Raw genomic sequence first — 22,428 nt, 5'->3', positions numbered from 1 at the left:
GTGCTTTAATAAAGTTTTACCTCTGTAGGTTAGGGATTGTCGCGGCTTGAAAAAAGCCTCGCAATGACAGTTTATATTACATCTCATCAAACCAATCTAAACTTAAATCGTTCCAATCAGCATTCATAGAATTTATTAACTTTTCTTTATTCGCTCTCGAACCAGCCTTAATTTGCTTTTCTCTTTTAATAGCGTGTTCAATCAAATGATAATTTTCAAAATACACCAATTTATTGCAATTATAATTCGTTGCAAATTTTGAGCCTTTATCAAATTTATGCTCCCACATCCGTCTATTTAAATCGTTAGTTACACCAGTATAAATTACAGTATTGTTTTTATTAGTGATGAGGTAAACTGAATATGTGTCATAAGTTGATTGAAAATATAAATTTAAATATTAGGGGTTATTAAACAATTGAATTATACAATTTGAAACATTTGTTCATCACTAGGGACGAAGCAAACTGTTTATTCTTTAGTAAAAGCCTGTTTTCTGACAGTGATCTATCAAAGTTTTACCTCTGTAGCTTAGAGATTGCCGCGGCTTAAAAAAAGCGTCGCAATGACACGCAGTGATACTAGATTTTAAACGGCAATCACCAACTCCCCTTCTGTAGCTGCTTTAATATCTTCTATAGTAACACCTGGGGCTAATTCTATTAAATGGAAAGCTCCATCTTTTACTTCGTAAACGCCTAACTCGGTAACAATTTTTTTTACGCAATTAACACCTGTTAAAGGTAAACTGCAATTGGCAAGTAATTTAGATTCTCCTGCTTTATTCACTTGTTGCATGGCTACAATGATATTTTTTGCTGCTGCTACTAAATCCATAGCGCCACCCATTCCTTTTACCATTTTTCCTGGAATTTTCCAATTAGCAATATCTCCGTTTTGAGAAACCTCCATTGCGCCCAAAATGGTTAAATCTACTTTTCCTGCTCTAATCATCCCAAAACTCATTGCAGAATCGAAGAATGCTGAACCTGGCAAAGTAGTGATGGTTTGCTTTCCGGCATTAATCAAATCAGCATCCTCTTCCCCGTCAAAAGGAAAAGGCCCCATACCTAATAATCCGTTTTCAGATTGCAAAACCACATTTATCCCTTCTGGAATATAATTTGCAACCAAAGTTGGAATCCCAATTCCTAGGTTTACATACATTCCGTCTTTCACTTCTTTTGCTATTCTTTTAGCTATTCCGTTTTTATCTAACATTTTGGATTAACCTAAATTTTTACTGACTGAACCGTAAGCTGCTCTATCCTTTTTTCATAATCTTTACCTTCAAAAATTCGATGCACATAAATACCTGCAGTATGAATTTCATCAGGGTTTAACTCCCCTGGCTCAACTAAATGTTCAACCTCGGCAATGGTGATTTTACCAGCCATAGCCATTACCGGATTAAAATTACGAGCGGTTGCTTTAAAAACCAGGTTCCCCATGGTATCGCCTTTCCAAGCTTTTACAATTGCAAAATCGGCATCAAAAGCCATTTCTAACAAAAAGTCTTTTCCATTAAAGTTTCTGGTTTCTTTGCCTTCGGCAACTTCTGTACCTACACCTGCTGGGGTAAATATGGCTGGCATACCGTAACCAGCGGCCATACAACGGGTAGCTAAAGTTCCTTGAGGGATTAACTCTACATCTAACTCGCCGCTCAACAACTGTCTTTCAAACTCGGCATTTTCGCCTACGTAAGAAGAAATCATCTTTTTAACCTGACGGCTTTTAAGCATCAATCCTATCCCAAAATCATCAACCCCTGCGTTATTTGAAATACAAGTCAAATTTTTGGTGCCTTTTTTTACAATTGCAGTTATACAATTCTCCGGAATACCGCACAAACCAAAACCACCCAACATTATGGTATCGCCGTCCTTTATATCTTTAATGGCTGCATCTGCATTTGCTACTACTTTATTGATCATTATTTAGGGTTTTTACTAAGGTAAAAGATATAATCTCAAATAGAAAGTAAAATTACAGCTACTGTTTGGCACTTATCATCACAATTTTATCATCATTACCGTTTCCGGTGATAAAATAAACCTCGCCTTGTTTGCCAACACAAATTGCTCTCTTTCTACCAAATTCATTGGCATAAAAATCTTGCTGACTATCAATAGCGGTTTGTGTACTGTTTAATTTTAACTGAACAATTTTACTGGCTTTTAAGGTGGTTAATAATAGTGAATTTTTCCATTGAGGGATGGCATCGTTATTATAATAGGTTAAACCTGCGGTGGCAATAGTTGGTGTCCAATTAATTAAAGGCTCTGCAACGTTGTTTACTGCGCAAAATGCATTTTCAGAAGCATTATCGCAAAAACCTGCTACATTTGGCCATCCGTAATTTCTTCCGGGTTCAATCAAATTCACTTCGTCATCTGTATTTGGTCCATGTTCTGATGAAAATAGTTTATTTCCAACAAATGCTAAACCTTGCGAATTGCGATGTCCTAATGTATAAATATAGCTTCCTGCAAATGGATTATCAGCAGGGACTGAACCGTCTAAATTTAACCGTAGAATTTTGCCAGATAAGGAGTTCATATTTTGAGACAAAGAAGTATTTGCAGCGTCTCCAGTAGTCATTATTAATTTATTATCGGCACTAATTAGCAGCCTGCTTCCATTATGAATGTTGCTAGCGGTAATATCTTGAATAATAACGGTGGGGTTGCTTAAGGTATTATTAGTAAAAGTATAGCGCACTACCTTTTCTTTATAGCCGTTGCTAGCATTGTAGTTGTAAACCACATAAACAAAAGGCGATGTTTCAAAATTGGGATGAAGGACCATCCCTAACAAACCTCCCTCTCCGTTAGCCACCACATCTGCAATAGTAATAAGCGGTGTTATTTGTTTGGTAACAGGGTTTACCTTACTTATTTTACCGGCTCTTTCTGTAATCCATAATTGCTCATCTGGGCCAAAAATAATTTCCCAAGGTTGGATTAAACCCGATGCTATGATGGAGGTTTGTAACTCTACAGGTTCATTGCTCACTTGTGTTTCTGGTTTATTAGATTTTTTACAAGCTAACAAAGTCAAAAACACTAGGGTTAAAGTTAAATGTCTCATTTTAAAAAGGTTTTAAAAATTAACGTAATTTAACTTAAAATAGTTTTATCTCAAATATACATAGGTAATTCCATCTCCTCCTCTATCTACATGTTCGTCTTCCAATTTATCAACTTGAGGATAGTTTTTTAAATAGTTGCGAATCAGTTTGCGTAAAATGCCATCGCCTTTACCATGTATCACTTTAAAAGATGAAAAACCAAACATTACTGCTCTATCAAAATATCTTTCCAGTTCTGCCACAGCATCTTCCCCTCGTTTACCTCTCAAATCAATTTCTGGTGAAAAGCTCATGGCAGATTCCGAATAAGTAGATGTTCCAAAATTTTTAACTGCTTTTGGTACACTTTTGTTAGAAACTTTAATAACACGCTTTTTCTTAATCACAGATCGTAATTCGCCAAAAGCAACTATCAAATTGTCTTTTGCAATCTCTAAAACCTGAGCTAAGTTTTCGCTATCGGGCATTTTAACCCAATCGCCAACTTCAATTTCTTCGCTCTCTTTTTGTTGTTGTTTTGTTGGAGGCAAAGGCTTGGTTTCATTCTTTTTAAGCTCGGTATTTAAATTAGCTCTTAAAGTTTGGGTGGTTGCTTTATCAGCGTTAGCTTCTTTAATTTCCGAGATGGTGTTTTCAACTAACTTATTAGCGTTTTTAATAATTTGTTGTGCTTCTAACTTAGCTTCACGTATCAGATTTCGCTTATTTTCTTCGTAATAAGCTTTAAGTTTTTCGTTTTCTTCTAATAAAGATTTGTATTTGCTTTGTTGTTTATCCAAAGCAATTTTGCTATCAAACACCTCTTTTTTGTCCCGCTCTAAATCTACCAAAAGGGTATCAATTTTTCTTTGCTGTACGCTAATCTTACTTTTTGCTAAATCTATCAAATGTTTTGATAAACCTATTTTTTGCGCAATTTCAAAAGCATAAGAACTACCTGGTTTTCCCATTTCTAACATGTACATGGGTTGTAAATTTATGTTATCAAAAACCATGGAAGCGTTTTCTAAACCTGGGGCACTATTGGCAAATAATTTAAGGTTTGAGTAATGCGTGGTAATCATCCCGAAAGATTTTTTTTGATTCAATTGCTCCAACACCGCTTCGGCAATTGGGCCACCAAAAAGCGGATCGGTACCTGTACCAAATTCATCAATTAAGATTAAAGTTTTAGCAGAACTATGCTCTGTAAAATACTTCATTTTAGATAGATGTGCGCTATACGTACTTAAATCACTCTCAATAGATTGATCGTCGCCTATATCTGCAAAAAGCTGTTTAAAAACTCCAATTTCCGACTCAGCATCAGCAGGAATTAACAAACCTGCTTGTACCATTATCTGTAATAAACCTACCGTTTTCATGGCCACAGATTTACCCCCAGCGTTTGGGCCTGATACCAATAAAATTCTTACAGTTGGGTCTAAATGAACGTTTAAAGGCACTACAGGTTTACCACTTTCTTTATGGTTCAACAATAAAAGTGGGTGTTTAGCATTAATGAGTTTCAGCCTAGTTTCATTTACTAAAAGAGGCATATTTGCATCAATTTTTATAGCAAATAAAGCTTTGGCCCTCACAAAATCAAGCTTGGTTAAAAAGCCGTGGTAAGAAAATAAAATTGGCACATAAGGTCTTAACTGATTGGTTAATTCCGTTAAAATCCTGATGATTTCCCTACGTTTCTCGAACTCTAAATCCCTAATCTTATTATTTAAAGCAAAAACTTCTTCTGGTTCTATATAAACCGTTTGGCCAGATGCAGATTCATCGTGAACAAATCCTTTCAGTTTACGTTTGTTTTCTGCTAAAATAGGGATGCAAATTCTTCCATCTCGCATGGTTAAACTGCCATCTGCCACCCAATTATTGTTTTGTGCGTTCTTATAAATTTGGTCAATCTTTTTTAAGGCTTCCTGTTCTGCCTTGGCAATGGCTGTGGTAATTTCTGCCAATAACCTTGATGCATTTGGTTTCATTTTACCTTTAACATCAATTACAGCTTCAATGTGTCTTAATATATTTTTTTCTATAGGCAAATGCTCAAATAAAGCCTCCAAGTTTGGGTATAAACCGTTTCTATCTTCAAAATACTTAATTACAGCAAAAACAGTTTGTAAAGAACTATAAATTTGAAAAACCTCTTCGTCACTTAAAAAAGTGCCTTCAATCTTAGCTTTTTCGGCTAATTTTTTAATATCAAAAAAGCTCTGAATGGGTAAAGGCTGGTCATTTTCAATAATATTTTTAAACTCTGCTGTTTGCCTTAAAAATTTATTTATTTGATCATATTGGCTCATGAATTGGATTTTATCCACCATTCCCCGGCCCATCTCACTAATACAAAAACTTTTTATTAGGTTCTTAATATCATCAAACCCTAATTTTTGTAAACTATTGTACGGGTAAATCATCCTTAACGTTTTTAACTTTCTTTACTTTTTTAACTCTTTTTGGCTTAGGCTTTAAGGCTATTTCCCATTTGGTAATGCTATCTTCAACAAGTGTGTAAATAGCATGCATATTTTTCGGGTCTAAACTGTAATATTTTAAGCTATTTGTAAACTTTGCAGAATCTATTTTATGCTTTTTAAAAATATAATTATATCTGGTATGCGCTTGCATTTTTTGGGTATCTGGTTGGTAAACATGGTTTAAATAAGAGTCTGTAATTTCCATATCTACTAACACTTTAACCAGTTTTTGTTCATCCATCACATTTTTAGGTAACTCATTTTGATTACAGGATAAAATGCCTAAAGCAAGAACAAAAATGATTACTACATTCTTCATGATATTTTTTAAACGATGTTAAATAATTTTTATGTCTTTAATATGAACTTAAGATTCTAATTATAAGACAAGCATTTGTATTTTTGACAAATAAAAGGATAAAATTACGCATAAATGAGCATTACAGACAATATAAAATCATTAAAAAACGAAATTGAAGTTGCAGATGTGAAATTAGTGGCGGTTTCTAAAACCAAACCTAATGAAGATATTTTGGAAGCTTATGCAGCCGGACAAAGAATATTTGGTGAAAACCAAGTACAAGAAATGGTAGAAAAACATGAGCATTTACCAAAAGATATTGAGTGGCATTTAGTAGGGCATTTACAAAGTAATAAAGTAAAATATATAGCACCTTTTATCAGTTTAATTCATGGTGTGGATAGCTTGAAACTATTGGTTGAAATTAATAAACAAGCTATAAAGCACAACCGCGTAATTGACTGTTTGCTTCAAATTTATATTGCTGATGAAGAAACAAAATTTGGTTTGGGCTTTGATGAAGCCATTGAGCTTTTAGAAGCTCAGGAGTTTACCGAGTTGCAAAACGTAAGGATTGTTGGTTTAATGGGTATAGCTTCTAATGTTGAGAATCCGAAACAAATTAAAGAAGAGTTTTACGAGTTAAAAACCCTCTTTGATGGCATTAAGCTTAGTTATTTTAGAAAAGAAGATAGTTTTAAAGAACTTTCTATGGGTATGAGTGCCGATTATAAAAGTGCTATTGAGCAAGGTGCAACTTTGGTACGCATTGGAAGCGATATTTTTGGAAAAAGGGTTATCCCTCATTTAAAAAACGAAGAAAATTAAATGGGTATTTCTATAAGATTTGCAGTGCAAGAAGACTGCGAGCGAATGTTAGAGTTAATACATGAATTAGCTTTATATGAAAAAGCACCCGAAGAAGTTACCGTTTCTTTAGCTGATTTTATTGCAGCCGGTTTTGGTGATAAACCCGTATGGAAAGCTTTTGTTGCTGTTTGCGATGGCAACATTGAAGGTTTTGCTTTATATTATATTAGGTATTCTACCTGGAAAGGTTGCCGTTTATATTTAGAAGATTTTATAGTAACCGAAAAAATGCGTGGCCAAGGCATTGGTAAATTACTTTTTGAAAGAACCATTGAAGAAGCAAAAACCAATAATTACAAAGGCATGGTTTGGCAAGTTTTAGATTGGAACCAACCTGCTATTAACTTTTACAATAAATATGAAGCTTCTTTTGAAGACGGTTGGTTAAACGTTGCATTATCCGAAAAACAAATTCAAGCTTAAAAAATGAAGTATTTTTTTATTTTATTATTTTCTATCAGCTTTACAGCCTGCCAAAACACCAATAAGAATACCGATAAGGGATCTGCTAATAGCACACAAAATAACGATAGTTTATTTTATGAAATTATTGATTTTGAAAAAGTACCTGCCGATTTAAAAGACAAACCAGATAGCTTAAAAATTGCTTATGTTAAAGCATCATACCCTAAATTTAACGATAATGAAATTTCTTTAAATCTTTGGATTAAGAAACGCCTTGCTTCACAACCGATGGCAGAAAAACCAAGTTTAAATTTAGAGACTGCTGCAATTAATTTTTTGAAAGAATTTGAAGATTACAGAAAAGAATTTCCAGAATCTGCTGCTGGTTACGCTTGGGATCAAGATTTTACGGTTTTTAAACAAGATAGCCAACAAATAAATTTTATTTATACAACCTATGCTTATACTGCCGGTGCACATGGTTTAGCTACTATTTTATACCTTAATTGGGATAAAAAACTACAACAAGAAATAAAATTAGATGATTTATTGATTGCAGATTATAACAATAAACTAACTGCAATTGCAGAAAAAATATTTAGGAAAGATGAAGGTTTAACAGAAACTGAGCCTTTAGAAAGATATTTTTTTGAAAACCAAAAATTTGCTTTAAACCAAAACTTTCTGATTACTAATGAAGGTTTAAAGTTTTTATACAACCCTTACGAGATTAAATCTTACGCCGAAGGAACCACAGAATTATTAATTCCATACTCGGCAATTAAAGATTTAATTAAACCAAACAGCATCATTTCAAAATATACAAATTAAAAATGCAGGTATTTAAATTTGGAGGCGCATCTGTTAAAGATGCAGAAGAAATACAAAATTTAGGAGAGATTTTAAAGCTACAAAATGATAAAAATTTGCTGATTGTAGTTTCTGCAATGGGCAAAACAACCAATGCTTTAGAAAAACTTGCTAAAGGTTATTTTGATAAAACTGATGATATTGATGCTGTTTTTGAAGAGATAAAAAGCTATCATTTCAATATCATACACCAATTATTTGGAGATAAAAACCAAGCTGTTTATGATGATATAAACAATGCTTTTGTAGAAATTGAATGGATTTTAGAAGACGAACCTGTAGATGGTTTTGATTTCATTTACGACCAAATGGTTTCCATGGGCGAAATTATCTCAAGCAAAATTGTTGGTCATTATTTAAACAGTATTAATTTAAAAACGCAGTGGTTGGATGCTCGTTCTTACATTCAAACAGATAATATTTACCGAGAAGCTAAAATAGATTGGGATAAAACAACTCAACTTATCCAAAAAAATATTCCGCAAATACTAGAAAAAGGCTTTGCAATTACACAAGGTTTTATTGGTAATACTTCAGAAAACTTCACCACTACATTAGGGCGTGAAGGTTCTGACTTTAGTGCCGCTATTTTTGCCAATTGTTTAAATGCCCAAAGCGTAACCATTTGGAAAGATGTACCTGGAGTTTTAAATGCCGACCCAAAACTGTTTGAAGATTGTATAAAATTTGAAGAGCTTTCTTACACAGAAGCTATAGAAATGACTTATTACGGTGCAACTGTTATTCACCCAAAAACTATAAAGCCTTTACAAAACAAGCAAATTCCTTTATTTGTAAAGCCATTTTTAGCCCCAAAAGAAAGCGGAACAGTGATAAAAGAAGTGCAAATGAGCGGCTCCACTCCTATTATTATTGTAAAGAAAAATCAGTTATTGCTCACTTTAAACACCAAAGATTTATCTTTTATTACTGAAAAACATTTACAAAATATTTTCAAAGCTTTCGCCGATGTTTATATAAAAGTGAATATTTTACAGATCTCTGCTTTAAATTTTTCTGCTAGTTATGATCACCAAGATGATAAATTTAAGCTATTGATAAACCTGTTGACAGAAGAATTTGACATAAGGTATAATACTGGTTTAAAACTCATTACCATTAGACATGCTAATGAGCAAACCATTAAAAAACATATTTCTGGCGAAATTTATTTAGAACAAAGAAACCGTAATACTGCTCAGTTTATTTTAAAGGATGAATAAATTTAGCGACGAGAAAGTTCAGGATTTTATCCAAAAAAACTTAAAAACAGATTTACATAAACTCATTTTAAAAGGTTCGCCTTTTGAAGGCATCACTATACAAGAAATTGCCACGCAAATAGAAGGGAAAAATAAAACTGAGAAAAAATTACCTACTTGGTACAAAACTAAAAGCATTATTTTTCCTCCAAAATTAAATTTAGAGCAATCATCATCAGAAATTACTGCTGCTTATAAAGCTCAATTAATAAATAATGGGCCTTTATTAGATTTAACTGGCGGTTTTGGGGTTGATGATTATTATTTTGCTCACAAAGCTTCTGCTGTAACTTACTGTGAACTAAATTTAGAATTGTCTGAAATTGTAAAACACAATTTCGAAAAATTAGGCATCAAAAACATCAGTTTTAATGTTGGCGATAGCAAAGCAGTTTTATATCAGAAAACCAAATACGACACCATTTATGTTGACCCATCTAGAAGAGCAGAAACAGGGAGAGTTTTTTTATTAAAAGATTGTGAACCTAATGTTGTTGAAGACCAAAATATTTATTTAAAAAATGCAACTAAAGTAATTATAAAGGCTGCGCCAATGCTAGACGTACAAGCAGCTTTAAAAGATTTAAAAAATGTTAGCGAGGTACATGTAGTAAGCGTGAAAAATGAATGTAAAGAACTACTATTTATTTTAGAAGACAATAAAACCGAAGAGCCTACTATTTTTTGCGTTCTTTTAAACAAAGATCATCAACAGATTATACCTTTTAAATTTAGCGAAGAAAAAACAGCTAACCCAACAGCAAAACCTTTGTTAAATTACTTGTACGAGCCAGATGTCGCAATTTTAAAAGCTGGATTATTTAAATTGTTGACAACAAAATACGAAGTCAGTAAAATTCACCAGCACAGTCATTTATATACCTCAGATGAATTGGTTGATTTCCCCGGTAAGTCATTTAAAGTGATTAACAAATTTTTGTTTGACAATTTTAACGGTAAACAAGTGCCAAAACAAGTAAATGTGGTTTGCCGTAATTTTATTCTTAAACCTGATGAGCTTAAAAAAAAATTTAAACTAAAAGATGGTGGGAATAATTTCTTGTTTTTTACCACCAATTACAAAGAACAAAAAATAGTAATATTAGCAGAAAAAACATAAAAAAAACAAAACATGAATTTAAAAACAGCAATTGGGCAATTTAGGTTAACATGCCTATTAGAAGGTTTAAGCTTATTAATTTTACTATTTATAGCAATGCCGTTAAAATATTATTTTGATTATCCTATTGTTGTGAAAATTGTAGGGGCAGCACATGGTGGTTTATTTGTTTTGTATATAATTTACACCCTGTTTTTTGCTATTAAGTTAAGTTGGGGCGTTAAAATGATTTTGCTAGTTTCTTTGGCTAGTTTTATCCCTTTCGGGACTTTTTATGTAGATAAAAAAGTTTTAGCTAAAATAGATTAAACAGATTGGATAGGGAATTTATAAAAGGTTGAATAGGTTGATTTTTTTTGCTTAAAACTTCAACAAAACTTCAAACACATTTTCCTCTTTATCTGGGTTGTAGTAATAATGAAACTCGTCTGAACATTGTTTTATAATCATTAAACCAAAATTTTCTGGTATTTCACTAATATTTAGGTAATCAATTTCTGGTGGTTCTAAAAACTCTACCAAATGCTCGCTTTTTAAGGTAACCCCCAACTGGTAATTATTACCTAAAAGTGCTTGTATGGTAGTAGGTTCTTTAAAGTTTACTAACGGAAAATGATAATGCTCATCGGTATCAAAATCTTTAAAGGTAAATCTCGAACCTCCATCTCTTTTTCTAATCGTTAATTCGTTATTAGTATAATGTAATTCTAAAAAAGAAGTTATTTTACAATGCTTCATCGCATTGGTTAACAACTCCATAATCACTAATTTAAACTTAGCAACTCGCTTAAAATCATTGGCCAAAGGAGAAAAATCACTTATAAAATTACAGCAAGTTTCTATAATAATTTTATAGCTACTTACTTGTGCTGGAATTTCTAAAGTTAAAATTTGTGACTTTTGAACCATTATTTTAAAATGTTTAGGGCTTCATCTAAACTGTCGTATATTTTAAAAACTTTATCAAGTCTGGTTAATTCAAAAAGTGCCATTACATCACTATTAATTTTAACTAAAGCCATTTCACCACCTTTAGATAGTACGTTTTTTAGGCCCGCCACCAATGCGCCAATAAAAGAACTATCCATATATTCTATCTTAGTCATATCTATCACTAATTTTGGTGGCGTAAGTGTAGAGGCTTCATAAATAAAGTTTTTAAACACGTCTGATTGGTTTAAGCTTGCTTCAGATACATTTATCGTTACAACAACAATATCATTTATTATTTCTTTTTTGTAATCCATTATTTTATTCTTTTAATTTCTATTAAGCTACAATCATCAACTTGATATTTTTGATCGTTAAAAATACTTTCTGTAATACCTGTAAAGGATATATCTTGAGATAAGTGAAGTTCTAATTGTTCTATAAATAATCCTATATCCGTTTTCTTTACCCCTTTTGATTCAAAATCAATAGCACCGTCTGACAGTAAAAATAATTTATCTTCTATCTCAACATTAATTTGCTGTTCGCTAAAATTTCCATCTTTAAAAAAGCCTAATAATAAGCCTTTAGATTTTATTTGTGTTATCTTTTTAGCTGCTGCTTCATATTTTAAAATTGGCAAATCACTAGCTCCAGAATAGGTGATAAAATTTTCTTGGTTATCTATTAAAACAAGGCTAAGTGTTGAGTATATGTCATCTAAAAATTCATCAACATGTATTACACGGTTTATCTTTTGCATAATTTGCGATACAGATAAAGTGCCGTCAAAAACGCATAACCTAATTGCAGACCTTATGTAACTTAAAAACGTAAAAGAAAAAAACCAAGCTCCCCATTTTTTACCCATTACATCACCTAAAACCACAAAAGTATATCTGTCATCTATTTTAATAAAATCAATAAAATCTCCTCCGGGGTGGTTCTGGTAACTTTTATGAAATACGTTAACTTCAAAATTTTTCAGTTTTAATAATTTATCCGGAACGCTTTTTAAGTTTAACCTATCGGCAACTAGCTTTAATTCATTGATAGATTTTTCCTTTTGCTCAACAACAGTGGTTAAAATATTTTTTATTTTAGAAACTAATTGTTCAACTGGGGTATTCTTATCTACATAATCTATTGCTTTTAAAGCTAAACCTCTTTCTATTAATACTTCTTTGTTGTGCGATGTATGAAATAAGAATGGTATTTTTCTCAGCTTTTCATCTTTAAGAAGCTCTTCCCTAAAATCAAAGCCATCTCTTTCAGGCATTTCAATATCAGAAATTATTAAATCGAAGCCGTCGTTTTCTAAAATATATAGCGCTTCATCTACGGTTTCAGCAATGTGAACAATAAAATCGTTATTTTGTAACAACCTTTGCATCAGCTTTAACTGAAAAGATTCGTCATCTACTAAAAGGATTTTTTTTCCCACTTAAATATTATTGGTTTGCGAATTTAAAGTACGACTTTATTATCATATAAACGCCAGTTAAAACAATAATTAGTGATATTAAATCCATTAAAGTAAAACCATCATTTGTAGTAAAATGGAAAATAGTAAACATTTCAAAATAAGGTGGAGCAGGTAAAATAATCATCGCAAAACCTAAAGTAAGCATCACAAAACCTATACAAACCGGAATAATCATTTCTACAAATCTTTTAACTTTTACAGATTTAGCTACTTTAGTGTCAATAAAATTACTTTTTAAAATTAATTCAATCTTGTCTAATTTTTCTAATCTTGATAATGCATCATCCACTTTATCAAACTCATTTAAAAGCTCAGCCTCACTTAGTTTATTGTCTATTGCGTTGTTAAACTTAGATTGTATCGTTTTGATGTTTTGAGAATCGATATTGCTGTTGTTTAATATATTAATAAACTCGTTTAGTTTATTTTCAACACTAGTATCCTTAGCATTCTCTAAGCTTAGCGAATTTTCCATCTTACCAATTTTATTATTTTGTTTTAACAATTTGTATTAATTTGGGGTCTTAATAATTTTTAATGGATTTAGTATCAATTATTACTGTCAACTTTAATCAGCCACAAGCCACAATAGAACTGCTAAACGCTTTAAAAAAACATGACAGTTTTAACTTTGAATTGATATTAGTGGACAATGCAAGTGATGAAAATCACGAAGCAACATTCAAGAATATTTTCCCAAGTCTTACCTTTATTCGTTCAAAAGTGAATTTAGGTTTCGCTGGAGGTAATAATTTAGGGATAAATGTTGCAAAAGGTAATTACATATTCTTGTTAAACAACGATACTGAGATTCCGAACAACTGTCTTTCTACCTTAGTTGCGCAATTTGAAGAGGATAAAAATATAGGACTTTTATCTCCTTTAATTCTTTACTATGATGATAAAAGCATCATTCAATACGCCGGATACACCCCTTTAAACTATCTAACAGCTAGAAATGCGCAAATTGGACAATACGAGAAAAATATTGGACAGTATGGTCATATCACCAATGAAACTGGCTTTTGCCATGGCGCTGCTGTGATGTGTAGAAAAGAAGATTTAGAAAAAGCAGGCTTAATGGACGAAAATTATTTTTTATATTATGAAGAGTTAGATTGGTGCGAAAAGTTTAAAAAAATTGGAAAAACCATCAATTTTACGGGCAAAACTTTTATTTATCATAAAGAATCTATTTCTGTAGGGAAAGAAAGTGCTATAAAAACCTACTTTATAACACGTAACAGAATGTTGTTCATTAGAAAAAACACCAGTTTTTTAAACACTTTATTTTTTAGCATCTATTATATTTTTATAGCTTGCCCTAAATTGATTTTAAGCAATCTATTAAAAGGAAAATCAGCTTTAGCAGTTTGGGTAGTAAAAGCTATTGTTTGGAATTTAACACATCAAAAAAACAGTAAAAACTTAGGCTTTAAAATAAAATAATGATTGTACTTTTTTGGGTTTGCCTATTTATTATATTTTACACCTTTTTTGGTTATGGTATATTTTTATACTTTATTATAAAACTGAAAAGAGTTTTTAAAAAACCTTATCAGTTTAGCCTTAATGCTAATTTACCAACAGTCTCTTTATTAATTGCTGCTTTTAACGAAGAAGATATTATTGAAGAGAAGATAAAAAACTGTTTAGAATTAGCTTATCCAAAAGATAAACTAAAAATCATTTTTATAACCGATGGCTCGTCTGATAAAACTGCAGAAATTGTCGCTAAAAATAGCCAAGTTGAATTGCTACATGAAAACATAAGAGCTGGTAAAATGGCCGCAATTAAAAGAGCAATCCCGTTAATAACAAGTGAGGTTATTGTTTTTACAGATGCCAATACATTTTTAAACCCAACAGCAATTAACGAATTGGTTAAGCATTACCAAAACCCAAAAGTTGGTGCCGTTGCTGGCGAAAAAAGAATTTATGTAGCCCAACAAGCAGATGCCAGTGCAGCTGGAGAGGGTTTTTATTGGAAATATGAATCAACATTAAAAAAATGGGATTACGAATTATACTCTAACGTTGGCGCAGCAGGCGAACTATTTAGTATTAAAACAAACTTGTACCAACCTATAGAAAGCGATACCATTGTTGATGACCACATGATAGCTATGCGAATTGCAGAGAAAGGTTACATTATTGCTTATGAGCCAAATGCCTATGCTTTAGAAACTTCATCAGCAAACACAAAAGAAGAACTAAAACGCAAAATCAGAATTGCAGCAGGGGGAATACAATCAATTTTTAGATTAAAAAAATCAGCAAATCCGTTTCACAATCCAATACTTACCTTCCAATACATTAGCCATAGAGTATTAAGATGGACCATTACACCTTGGTTAATGGTATTTGTGTTTTTGCTAAATATTATAATTTATTTAAGCTACCCTAATTTAGTGTTGTACCAAATAGTTTTATTGCTTCAATCTGCATTTTATTTAGCAGCAATTTTAGGAAGTATTTTAGAGTCAAAATCAATAAAAATTAAAATACTTTTTATCCCTTTTTATTTCTGTATGATGAATTATGCTACCATATTAGGTACTTTCAGATATTTTAAGGGCAAACAATCTGCCGCTTGGGAAAAATCTAAACGTAAGTAGTTTACTATAACAATTACCGTAAAGTAGCTAAATTAGATATTTAAAAAGAATCGTTTTCTAAAACTACCTTTACAAAATATTTGGCTTACGTTTTGTAATCGTCTGCTCAAACAAACATTAATCTGTATTTATGAAATTTGAAATTAGTGCACAGTTAAAGTATTATACCTATTCTAATGGCTGTATCATTTTAAATATTAAAGCGCTAAAGGATAGCAAGCAAAAGGTAATCAAAGAATTTTTTACCACTTCTACAGATATAAAAATTAAAGATTATAAAGAACTTTCTTCAAGAAATAGGTTAACCAACCTTAAAATTGTTGCTGGCCAAGATTTAGAGATTAACTATAATGCTTTGGTTGATAATAATTTTGAGTTGATGGATATCAAAAAAGTGGCAGATTTAAATTTATCTAAAATAAGTCCCGAATTACTTAAATACATGCATCCAAGCAGGTATTGCCAATCGGATAAATTATACCGCTTAGCTAACAATAAGTTTGGAAAAAAAACTGATAATTTTGAAAAAGTAACGGCTTTAACACAATGGATTTATAAAAACGTAGAATACCTTAGTGGATCTACTAATTCACAAACATCTGCTTATGATACTGTTACAGAACAAGCGGGAGTTTGCCGAGATTTTGCGCATTTAGGAATTGCACTCTGTAGGGCATTAACTATACCCGCAAGATATTTTACTGGGTATGCCTACCAATTATTCCCACAAGATTTTCATGCTTGTTTTGAAGCCTACATTAATGGTAAATGGTTGCTTTTTGATGCTACAAGGTTAGTACCTCTAAATGGTTTAGTTAAAATTGCACATGGCAGAGATGCCGCAGATGCCGCTGTTGCTAATATTTTTGGGGAGGTTAATTTTATGTTTAGCAGTGTAAATTGCCAGTTGGCAGAGGATGAATTTATTCCATTTATCCCAGACAATTTAAGCAGAAAAGCTATTTCTTACTTATAAATAAAAAGGAGTTCTAAAAATTCACCACATCTAAAATATTAGCGTAAGTATTTGATCTAATGATATTAAAATCATTTTTTGCAAACCATTTAACTTCTGTAATACCTTCTTCTGTTTGTGGTATTAATTTTTGATTTGCCTTGGCTTCCATTGCATACCAATGAGAAATTTTTAAAACCATTTTACCTTTTATTTCATAAACGTGGTAGGTTTTAAGTAATTTATTTCCAAGTTTTTTAATTTTTATACCACACTCTTCCTCTACTTCTCTTACAGCAGCATCTTTTTTCTTTTCATTAAGCTCTAGTTTACCTTTTGGTAAATCCCACTTTCCTAAACGTTTTATAAAAAGATACTTTCCCTTCTCATTTTTCACTAACCCACCAGCTGCTTCTATAATTCTAATATTTTTTTTAATGAGCTTAAAAACAGATTTTGCGTCATCTGTAGTGATATAAAATAAAGAGATTGGATTTTGAGCCAAAGCATTATAAAATCTATCAAACTCAAACCCATTAGCATCTATTAACTGATAATTATTTGCATCCGCAGGAATTGCATCTGTAATAATTAAAGATTTTTCATTAATATAAATGTTGAAATTTTTATTATTTGTCAATTTCTTCCTTTTTTAGTTTTGCATTTTTTATCAATAAAAAACCAAAACGAATGTTAGTTTACTGATAAACAGCGTTATTAATCAATTTCTTTTAAACTTAAATTTGTTTAATTAACGCATAGTAAATAAAGTGATTACTTTATAAAGAAGCAAATCTATATCTAAAATATTGAAAGAATTTATTCAAATAACAAGTGTAAAAATTGCGGTAAAATTTTAAAGGTATCTTATGTAGATATTTTTATTTTCTTCTATTTTATTTTCAAAAATCTTAACCAATTTCCATTAACCGCTTAATTTAAAGTAAAAAATAGCTTTCATAATTAAAATTATTTTAGCTTATTATTTATTGGAAACGCTTTTCATTTTTAATTATAGTTTAAATAATTGATTTACAGAATGTGGGAAAATAAAGGTTGTTTCAACTTTAATAAATTTGTTTCTTTGCGCCAAGAAAGAAGGGAATAATAATTTACTTAACCCCTATATTTCTGCATCAAAATTATTTTTTCAATTAATTTGATGTTTAGCTAATTATTCAACATTATTTTATTTTGCGTTATGTACAACAAAAGTGAGATTGAACAGAAAGTTGCAGAGTTTTTGTTGCAAATTAAAGCAATTAAATTGCAGCCAAATACTCCTTTTACTTGGGCTTCCGGTTGGAAATCTCCTATCTATTGCGATAATAGGATAACCCTCTCTCATCCATCAATAAGAACTTATATCAGACAAAAACTTTCTGAACTGATACAAGAAGAATACGGATCTGTTAGTGTGGTGGCAGGTGTTGCAACTGCAGGGATACCACAAGGTGCTTTGGTAGCTCAAGAATTAGGTTTACCTTTTATATATGTAAGAGCTAAAGCTAAAGAACATGGCACACAAAGCTTAATAGAAGGTGAAATTAATCCTGGGCAACGTGTTGTTGTAGTTGAAGATTTAATTTCGACCGGAAAAAGTAGCATACAAGCAATAAATGCTTTACGAGAGGCTGGTTATGAGGTTGCTGGTTTAGTAGCTATTTTCTCTTACGGTTTTGATATAGCAACAGAAAATTTTGCTGAAGCTAAATGCAGATTTTCAACATTATCAAACTACAGTGCCTTAATTGATTACGCTTCAGAGCATCATTTTATACAAAACAACGATATTGATTTATTGAGTGATTGGAGAAAAAATCCATCTACTTGGGGTAAATAATTAAGCTATGACAAAATTTGAAAGTATTATTAGCATTGCACAGCCATTAGATAAAGTTTACGGTTTTTTAAGTGATTTAAACAATCACCAGCAATTAATGCCAGAAAATATTTACAATTGGAGCAGTACAACAGACGAAGCAAAATTTACCATTCAAAACATGGCGAAATTGGCTTTGAAAGTAAATGCCAGAATTGAAAATGCTGAAATCTTAATAACACCCTCTGAAGAAGCTCCTTTTGCTTTAGAAATGAAATGGCTTGTTGCAGCAGATGGTGCTGGAACTACTGCAAAACTAATTGTTTCTGCAGAATTAAACATGATGATGAAAATGTTAGCTAGTGGACCTTTACAAAAATTAGTTGACCACCAAACCACTGCTTTAGCTAAAGCATTAGCATAAATGAAATGGGGATTAAGATTTTTTGGAATAGCTGATATTCTAACTTTCTTAATCCTCATTCAATCAAAATTCAACTTCCTCCTTGCTACTTTCTCATTACCTTTTTCTGCAGCTCAAAAAGTGGGTGCTATTTGGGAATTAATAGTCCTTTCACTATTCTTATTCACTGGAATATCATTTTTAAAATCCCCGAAAGACGGATTGTTATGGAGTTTTATCCTAATTCCATTTAGAATTATTTTCCTCTATTTCAGTTTCGATTTTTTCAGTTATATAGCCTTTTTTATGGGGTTTATAAATTTGGTTTCTACGGCTAGCTTTCAAAATATTTGGTTTTATGTATTGATAGGTTTAGAAATTGTACGATATTCCATTTCTGCTTATTGCTATGTTCAATTAAGTCAACTATAATTCTTAAGAAATTAAATTCATATTAAGTACTTAATAACGTACCTAATTATTAACTTCGTGAAAATTAAAATTATGAAAGTAGTTAATTATACTGATCTCAGACTAAATCTAAAAAAATGGATGGACTTAGTAGTTAATGATGTTGAAGAACTCATTATTAAAAGAAAAGACAATAAAGATTTAGTTCTTATCCCTTTAGATGAATACAATTCTTTAAAAGAAACTAGCTATTTGCTTTCCGGAAAAAACAGGGATATTTTAATTCAATCCTTAAAAGAAGCAAAAGATGCCCAAACACTAGAGAAGCAAATTATTGAAGAGTGAAAATAATTTGGACCAAAACTGCTTGGGAAGATTATATTTTCTGGCAGACAACCGATAAGCAAAAACTAAAAAGAATTAACGAGTTAATAAAACACACTTGGAGAGATCCTTTTAAAGGAATTGGAAATCCCGAACCTTTGAAACATGACTTGCAAGGTTATTGGTCGAGAAGAATAGATGGTGAACATAGATTAGTTTATTCTTTTGAGGATAATATACTGTTGATTATAGCTTGTAGGTATTATTATTAACCGAATTGTAATTCGGAAATTTTAGCAGTAAAATTTAAAAAATACAGACATATTGTCGTTGTCTTTCAAGTATTTATGACATTAATCACTTTTAGTAAGTAAACCTGTCTTTGGTTTTATATTTGTTAACTCTGAATAGAGGAACAAAACTATGAACTTTAACAATTTCACTATTAAAGCACAAGAAGCAGTACAAAAAGCTTCTGAAATCACCACAGGATTTCAACAACAAGCCATAGAAAATGCTCATATTTTAAAAGCATTATTATCTGTTGATGAAAATGTAGTTGGTTATATTTTAAAGAAATTAAATGTAAACATTAATCGTTTAAATCAATCTTTAGATGAACAAATTAATAGCTATCCAAAAGTAAGCGGTAATAATGTTTATTTATCAAATGCTGGAAATTCAACGTTACAAAAAGCACAATCTTATTTAAAAGAATTTAAAGATGAATTTGTATCTGTAGAACATATTCTTTTAGGGATTTTAGCAGCTAATGATAAAACATCGGCTTTGCTTAAAGACCAAGGCGTTATTGAAAAAGATTTAAAGAAGGCTATTGCAGATTTGCGTGGAAACTCAAAAGTGACCGACCAAAATGCAGAAGCTACTTACAACGCTTTAAATAAATATGCCAGAAATCTGAATGACTATGCCGAATCTGGCAAACTTGACCCCGTAATTGGTAGGGATGAAGAAATAAGAAGGGTAATTCAAATTTTATCTAGAAGAACAAAAAACAATCCTATTTTAATTGGTGAACCGGGCGTTGGTAAAACTGCCATTGCAGAAGGAATTGCTTTCAGAATTATTAAAGGCGATGTACCAGAAAACCTTAAATCAAAAATTGTTTACTCTTTAGATATGGGTGCTTTAATTGCTGGTGCAAAATACAAAGGCGAGTTTGAAGAGCGTTTAAAGGCGGTTGTAAAAGAAGTTGGAGATAGCGACGGAGAACTTATCTTATTTATAGATGAGATACACACTTTAGTTGGTGCAGGTGGCGGAGAAGGTGCTATGGATGCTGCAAACATTTTAAAACCAGCTTTAGCAAGGGGTGAATTAAGAGCAATTGGTGCCACCACCTTAAATGAATATCAAAAATATTTAGAAAAAGACAAGGCTTTAGAGCGCAGGTTTCAGAAAGTGATGGTTGAAGAACCTGATACCGCAGATGCCATCTCTATTTTACGTGGTTTAAAAGAACGTTACGAAACTCACCATAAAGTACGCATAAAAGACGAAGCTATTATTGCTGCTGTAGAGCTTTCTCAACGTTACATTTCTGATCGTTTTTTACCCGATAAGGCCATCGATTTAATGGATGAAGCAGCATCTAAGCTTCGCATGGAAATGGATTCGGTGCCAGAAGTAGTTGACGAGTTGGATAGAAAAATTATGCAATTGGAGATTGAGCGTGAAGCTATTAAACGCGAAAAAGATGAGCGTAAAGTAGGCGATTTATCGCAAGAAATAGCCAACTTAACATCAGAACGTGATGAATTAAGAGCCAAATGGCAAGGCGAAAAAGATTTGGTGGATGCTTTAAATACCAAAATTGAATCTATTGAAGATTTAAAACTAGAGGCAGAACAAGCGGAAAGAGCTGGGGATTATGGTAAAGTTGCCGAAATTAGATACGGAAGAATTAAAGAAACTCAGGAACAAGTAGAGCAGCTTAAATCTGAATTAGAGAATAAAAATTCTGATCATAGAATGCTAAAAGAGGAAGTAACATCAGAAGATATTGCTGGTGTTGTTGCCCGTTGGACAGGTATTCCAGTTAATAAATTAGTAGCGAGCGAACGCGAAAAATTATTGACTTTAGAGGCCGAACTTCACAAACGTGTTGCTGGGCAACATGAAGCAATTGAAGCTTTATCTGATGCAATTAGACGTTCTAGAGCGGGCTTAAGCGACCAAAAAAAACCATTAGGCTCTTTTATTTTTTTAGGCACAACTGGTGTTGGTAAAACAGAACTTGCAAAAGCTTTAGCCGAGTTTTTATTTAACGATGAGCACAGCATGGTACGTATTGACATGAGCGAGTACCAAGAAAGACATGCTGTAAGTAGGTTAATTGGTGCGCCTCCGGGTTATGTAGGTTATGATGAAGGTGGACAATTAACGGAAGCGGTACGTAGAAAACCATATTCAGTAATTTTATTAGATGAGATTGAAAAAGCTCATCCAGATGTTTTTAATATTTTACTTCAAGTTTTGGATGACGGTCGTTTAACCGATAATAAAGGGCGAGTAGTGAATTTTAAAAACACCATTATCATAATGACATCTAATATAGGTTCGCATTTGATACAAGAAAACTTTAGCCTTTTAGTTGATGAGAATAGAGATGAAGTAATTGCTAAAACCAAAAATGAAGTTTTTGAATTATTGAAAAAATCTATCCGTCCGGAGTTTTTAAACCGAATTGATGAAGTAATTATGTTTACTCCGTTAAACCGAGATGAAATTAGAGATATTGTAGAATTGCAATTTGCAGGTGTGCAAAAATCTTTAGCAGAAATGGGGGTAACAATTGAAGCCTCAACAGCAGCTTTAGATTGGTTAGCAGAGTTAGGCTACGACCCTCAGTTTGGTGCCCGCCCCTTAAAAAGAGTGGTGCAAAAAAGAATTTTAAATGAATTATCTAAACAAATTTTGGCAGGAACTGTGGACAGAGATAGCAAAATAAAATTAGATGTTTTTGATAAAAACTTTGTTTTTATGAATGAAGGATAAACCAGACATAACTTAAGACCAACCCTATAAAAAAGCGAGTCAAACCTAATAATGATGACTTGCTT

General features: G+C 31.9%; 24 protein-coding genes and 1 pseudogene. 14 read left to right on the top strand and 11 right to left on the bottom strand.

The window, feature by feature from the left end; all coding sequences use genetic code 11:
• Positions 1-76: 76 nt before the first annotated feature.
• The 6 genes and pseudogenes from ACFSSE_RS16560 to ACFSSE_RS16535 all read right to left on the bottom strand — a co-directional run.
• Positions 77-352 (bottom strand): annotated as a pseudogene (locus ACFSSE_RS16560) (GIY-YIG nuclease family protein); the annotation flags it as partial.
• 236 nt (positions 353-588) lie between these two features.
• Positions 589-1,221: a CoA transferase subunit B gene (locus tag ACFSSE_RS16555; protein ID WP_379046303.1), complete on the bottom strand. Its 633-nt coding sequence runs from the start codon at positions 1,219-1,221 to the stop codon at positions 589-591.
• 11 nt (positions 1,222-1,232) lie between these two features.
• Positions 1,233-1,937, bottom strand: a complete 705-nt coding sequence (locus tag ACFSSE_RS16550; protein WP_379046300.1) for a CoA transferase subunit A — start codon at positions 1,935-1,937, stop codon at positions 1,233-1,235.
• Positions 1,938-1,995: 58 nt separating this feature from the next.
• Positions 1,996-3,093 (bottom strand): PQQ-dependent sugar dehydrogenase, encoded by a 1,098-nt coding sequence (locus ACFSSE_RS16545; RefSeq protein WP_379046297.1) that lies wholly within the window; start codon positions 3,091-3,093, stop codon positions 1,996-1,998.
• Positions 3,094-3,138: 45 nt separating this feature from the next.
• On the bottom strand, positions 3,139-5,508 hold the full coding sequence (locus ACFSSE_RS16540) for an endonuclease MutS2 (protein ID WP_379046294.1): 2,370 nt from the start codon (positions 5,506-5,508) through the stop codon (positions 3,139-3,141).
• Positions 5,489-5,887: a DUF4296 domain-containing protein gene (locus ACFSSE_RS16535; RefSeq protein WP_379046292.1), complete on the bottom strand. Its 399-nt coding sequence runs from the start codon at positions 5,885-5,887 to the stop codon at positions 5,489-5,491. Before ACFSSE_RS16535 ends, ACFSSE_RS16540 begins: the two co-directional genes overlap by 20 nt.
• Before the next feature lie 114 nt (positions 5,888-6,001).
• Between ACFSSE_RS16535 and ACFSSE_RS16530 the strand changes: the two genes are divergently transcribed.
• The 6 genes from ACFSSE_RS16530 to ACFSSE_RS16505 are packed head-to-tail and all read left to right on the top strand — an operon-like array spanning position 6,002 to position 10,705.
• Positions 6,002-6,697 carry a YggS family pyridoxal phosphate-dependent enzyme gene (locus ACFSSE_RS16530; protein ID WP_379046290.1) on the top strand — a complete coding sequence of 232 codons (696 nt, stop codon included), beginning with the start codon at positions 6,002-6,004 and terminating at the stop codon, positions 6,695-6,697.
• On the top strand, positions 6,698-7,162 hold the full coding sequence (locus ACFSSE_RS16525; RefSeq protein WP_379046287.1) for a GNAT family N-acetyltransferase: 465 nt from the start codon (positions 6,698-6,700) through the stop codon (positions 7,160-7,162). It abuts the gene before it with no gap.
• 3 nt (positions 7,163-7,165) lie between these two features.
• Positions 7,166-7,975, top strand: a complete 810-nt coding sequence (locus ACFSSE_RS16520) for an RsiV family protein (RefSeq protein ID WP_379046284.1) — start codon at positions 7,166-7,168, stop codon at positions 7,973-7,975.
• Positions 7,976-7,977: 2 nt separating this feature from the next.
• On the top strand, positions 7,978-9,237 hold the full coding sequence (locus tag ACFSSE_RS16515; protein WP_379046281.1) for an aspartate kinase: 1,260 nt from the start codon (positions 7,978-7,980) through the stop codon (positions 9,235-9,237).
• Positions 9,230-10,396, top strand: coding sequence for a THUMP-like domain-containing protein (locus ACFSSE_RS16510; RefSeq protein WP_379046278.1), 1,167 nt, complete (start codon positions 9,230-9,232; stop codon positions 10,394-10,396). The genes ACFSSE_RS16515 and ACFSSE_RS16510 overlap by 8 nt, the downstream gene beginning before the upstream one ends.
• A gap of 12 nt (positions 10,397-10,408) precedes the next feature.
• Positions 10,409-10,705 (top strand): DUF3817 domain-containing protein, encoded by a 297-nt coding sequence (locus ACFSSE_RS16505; RefSeq protein ID WP_379046276.1) that lies wholly within the window; start codon positions 10,409-10,411, stop codon positions 10,703-10,705.
• A 51-nt stretch (positions 10,706-10,756) separates the two neighbouring features.
• Here ACFSSE_RS16505 and ACFSSE_RS16500 read toward each other — a convergent pair whose 3' ends face one another.
• The 4 genes from ACFSSE_RS16500 to ACFSSE_RS16485 are packed head-to-tail and all read right to left on the bottom strand — an operon-like array spanning position 10,757 to position 13,287.
• Positions 10,757-11,305 carry a hypothetical protein gene (locus ACFSSE_RS16500; protein WP_379046274.1) on the bottom strand — a complete coding sequence of 183 codons (549 nt, stop codon included), beginning with the start codon at positions 11,303-11,305 and terminating at the stop codon, positions 10,757-10,759.
• Complete coding sequence (locus ACFSSE_RS16495; RefSeq protein ID WP_379046271.1) at positions 11,305-11,643, bottom strand: STAS domain-containing protein; 339 nt, start codon at positions 11,641-11,643, stop codon at positions 11,305-11,307. Before ACFSSE_RS16495 ends, ACFSSE_RS16500 begins: the two co-directional genes overlap by 1 nt.
• Complete coding sequence (locus ACFSSE_RS16490) at positions 11,643-12,770, bottom strand: PP2C family protein-serine/threonine phosphatase (protein WP_379046268.1); 1,128 nt, start codon at positions 12,768-12,770, stop codon at positions 11,643-11,645. The genes ACFSSE_RS16495 and ACFSSE_RS16490 overlap by 1 nt, the downstream gene beginning before the upstream one ends.
• Before the next feature lie 7 nt (positions 12,771-12,777).
• Positions 12,778-13,287 carry a hypothetical protein gene (locus ACFSSE_RS16485; protein ID WP_379046265.1) on the bottom strand — a complete coding sequence of 170 codons (510 nt, stop codon included), beginning with the start codon at positions 13,285-13,287 and terminating at the stop codon, positions 12,778-12,780.
• A gap of 62 nt (positions 13,288-13,349) precedes the next feature.
• Between ACFSSE_RS16485 and ACFSSE_RS16480 the strand changes: the two genes are divergently transcribed.
• The 3 genes from ACFSSE_RS16480 (at position 13,350) to ACFSSE_RS16470 (ending at position 16,406) form a co-directional block, all read left to right on the top strand.
• On the top strand, positions 13,350-14,261 hold the full coding sequence (locus tag ACFSSE_RS16480; RefSeq protein ID WP_379046262.1) for a glycosyltransferase family 2 protein: 912 nt from the start codon (positions 13,350-13,352) through the stop codon (positions 14,259-14,261).
• Positions 14,261-15,430, top strand: a complete 1,170-nt coding sequence (locus ACFSSE_RS16475) for a glycosyltransferase family 2 protein (RefSeq protein ID WP_379046259.1) — start codon at positions 14,261-14,263, stop codon at positions 15,428-15,430. The genes ACFSSE_RS16480 and ACFSSE_RS16475 overlap by 1 nt, the downstream gene beginning before the upstream one ends.
• Positions 15,431-15,560: 130 nt before the next feature.
• Positions 15,561-16,406, top strand: coding sequence for a transglutaminase-like domain-containing protein (locus tag ACFSSE_RS16470; protein WP_379046256.1), 846 nt, complete (start codon positions 15,561-15,563; stop codon positions 16,404-16,406).
• A 13-nt stretch (positions 16,407-16,419) separates the two neighbouring features.
• Here the strand turns inward: ACFSSE_RS16470 and ACFSSE_RS16465 are convergent, their stop codons facing one another.
• On the bottom strand, positions 16,420-17,025 hold the full coding sequence (locus tag ACFSSE_RS16465) for an NUDIX hydrolase (RefSeq protein WP_379046253.1): 606 nt from the start codon (positions 17,023-17,025) through the stop codon (positions 16,420-16,422).
• Positions 17,026-17,586: 561 nt separating this feature from the next.
• On the opposite strand from ACFSSE_RS16465, the gene pyrE reads away from it, so the two are divergent.
• The 5 genes from pyrE to clpB all read left to right on the top strand — a co-directional run bounded on the left by pyrE (position 17,587) and on the right by clpB (position 22,363).
• Positions 17,587-18,228 (top strand): orotate phosphoribosyltransferase, encoded by a 642-nt coding sequence (pyrE, locus tag ACFSSE_RS16460; RefSeq protein WP_379046250.1) that lies wholly within the window; start codon positions 17,587-17,589, stop codon positions 18,226-18,228.
• A 7-nt stretch (positions 18,229-18,235) separates the two neighbouring features.
• A complete protein-coding gene (locus ACFSSE_RS16455) occupies positions 18,236-18,631 on the top strand; it encodes an SRPBCC family protein (protein ID WP_379046247.1) in 396 nt (131 codons plus the stop codon).
• A gap of 483 nt (positions 18,632-19,114) precedes the next feature.
• Positions 19,115-19,366, top strand: a complete 252-nt coding sequence (locus ACFSSE_RS16450; protein WP_379046244.1) for a type II toxin-antitoxin system Phd/YefM family antitoxin — start codon at positions 19,115-19,117, stop codon at positions 19,364-19,366.
• The gene (locus ACFSSE_RS16445; protein WP_379046241.1) at positions 19,363-19,617 is read left to right on the top strand and encodes a Txe/YoeB family addiction module toxin; all 255 of its coding nucleotides are present in this window, start codon (positions 19,363-19,365) and stop codon (positions 19,615-19,617) included. The genes ACFSSE_RS16450 and ACFSSE_RS16445 overlap by 4 nt, the downstream gene beginning before the upstream one ends.
• Before the next feature lie 151 nt (positions 19,618-19,768).
• Positions 19,769-22,363 (top strand): ATP-dependent chaperone ClpB, encoded by a 2,595-nt coding sequence (gene clpB, locus ACFSSE_RS16440; protein WP_379046238.1) that lies wholly within the window; start codon positions 19,769-19,771, stop codon positions 22,361-22,363.
• The last annotated feature ends 65 nt before the right edge of the window (positions 22,364-22,428 follow it).

Origin of the sequence: Pedobacter alpinus (assembly GCF_042684645.1) — a bacterium.
GTDB lineage: Bacteria > Bacteroidota > Bacteroidia > Sphingobacteriales > Sphingobacteriaceae > Pseudopedobacter > Pseudopedobacter alpinus.
The sequence above is the reverse complement of the archived record's forward strand: the minus strand, read 5'-3'. Positions and strand labels throughout refer to the sequence as shown.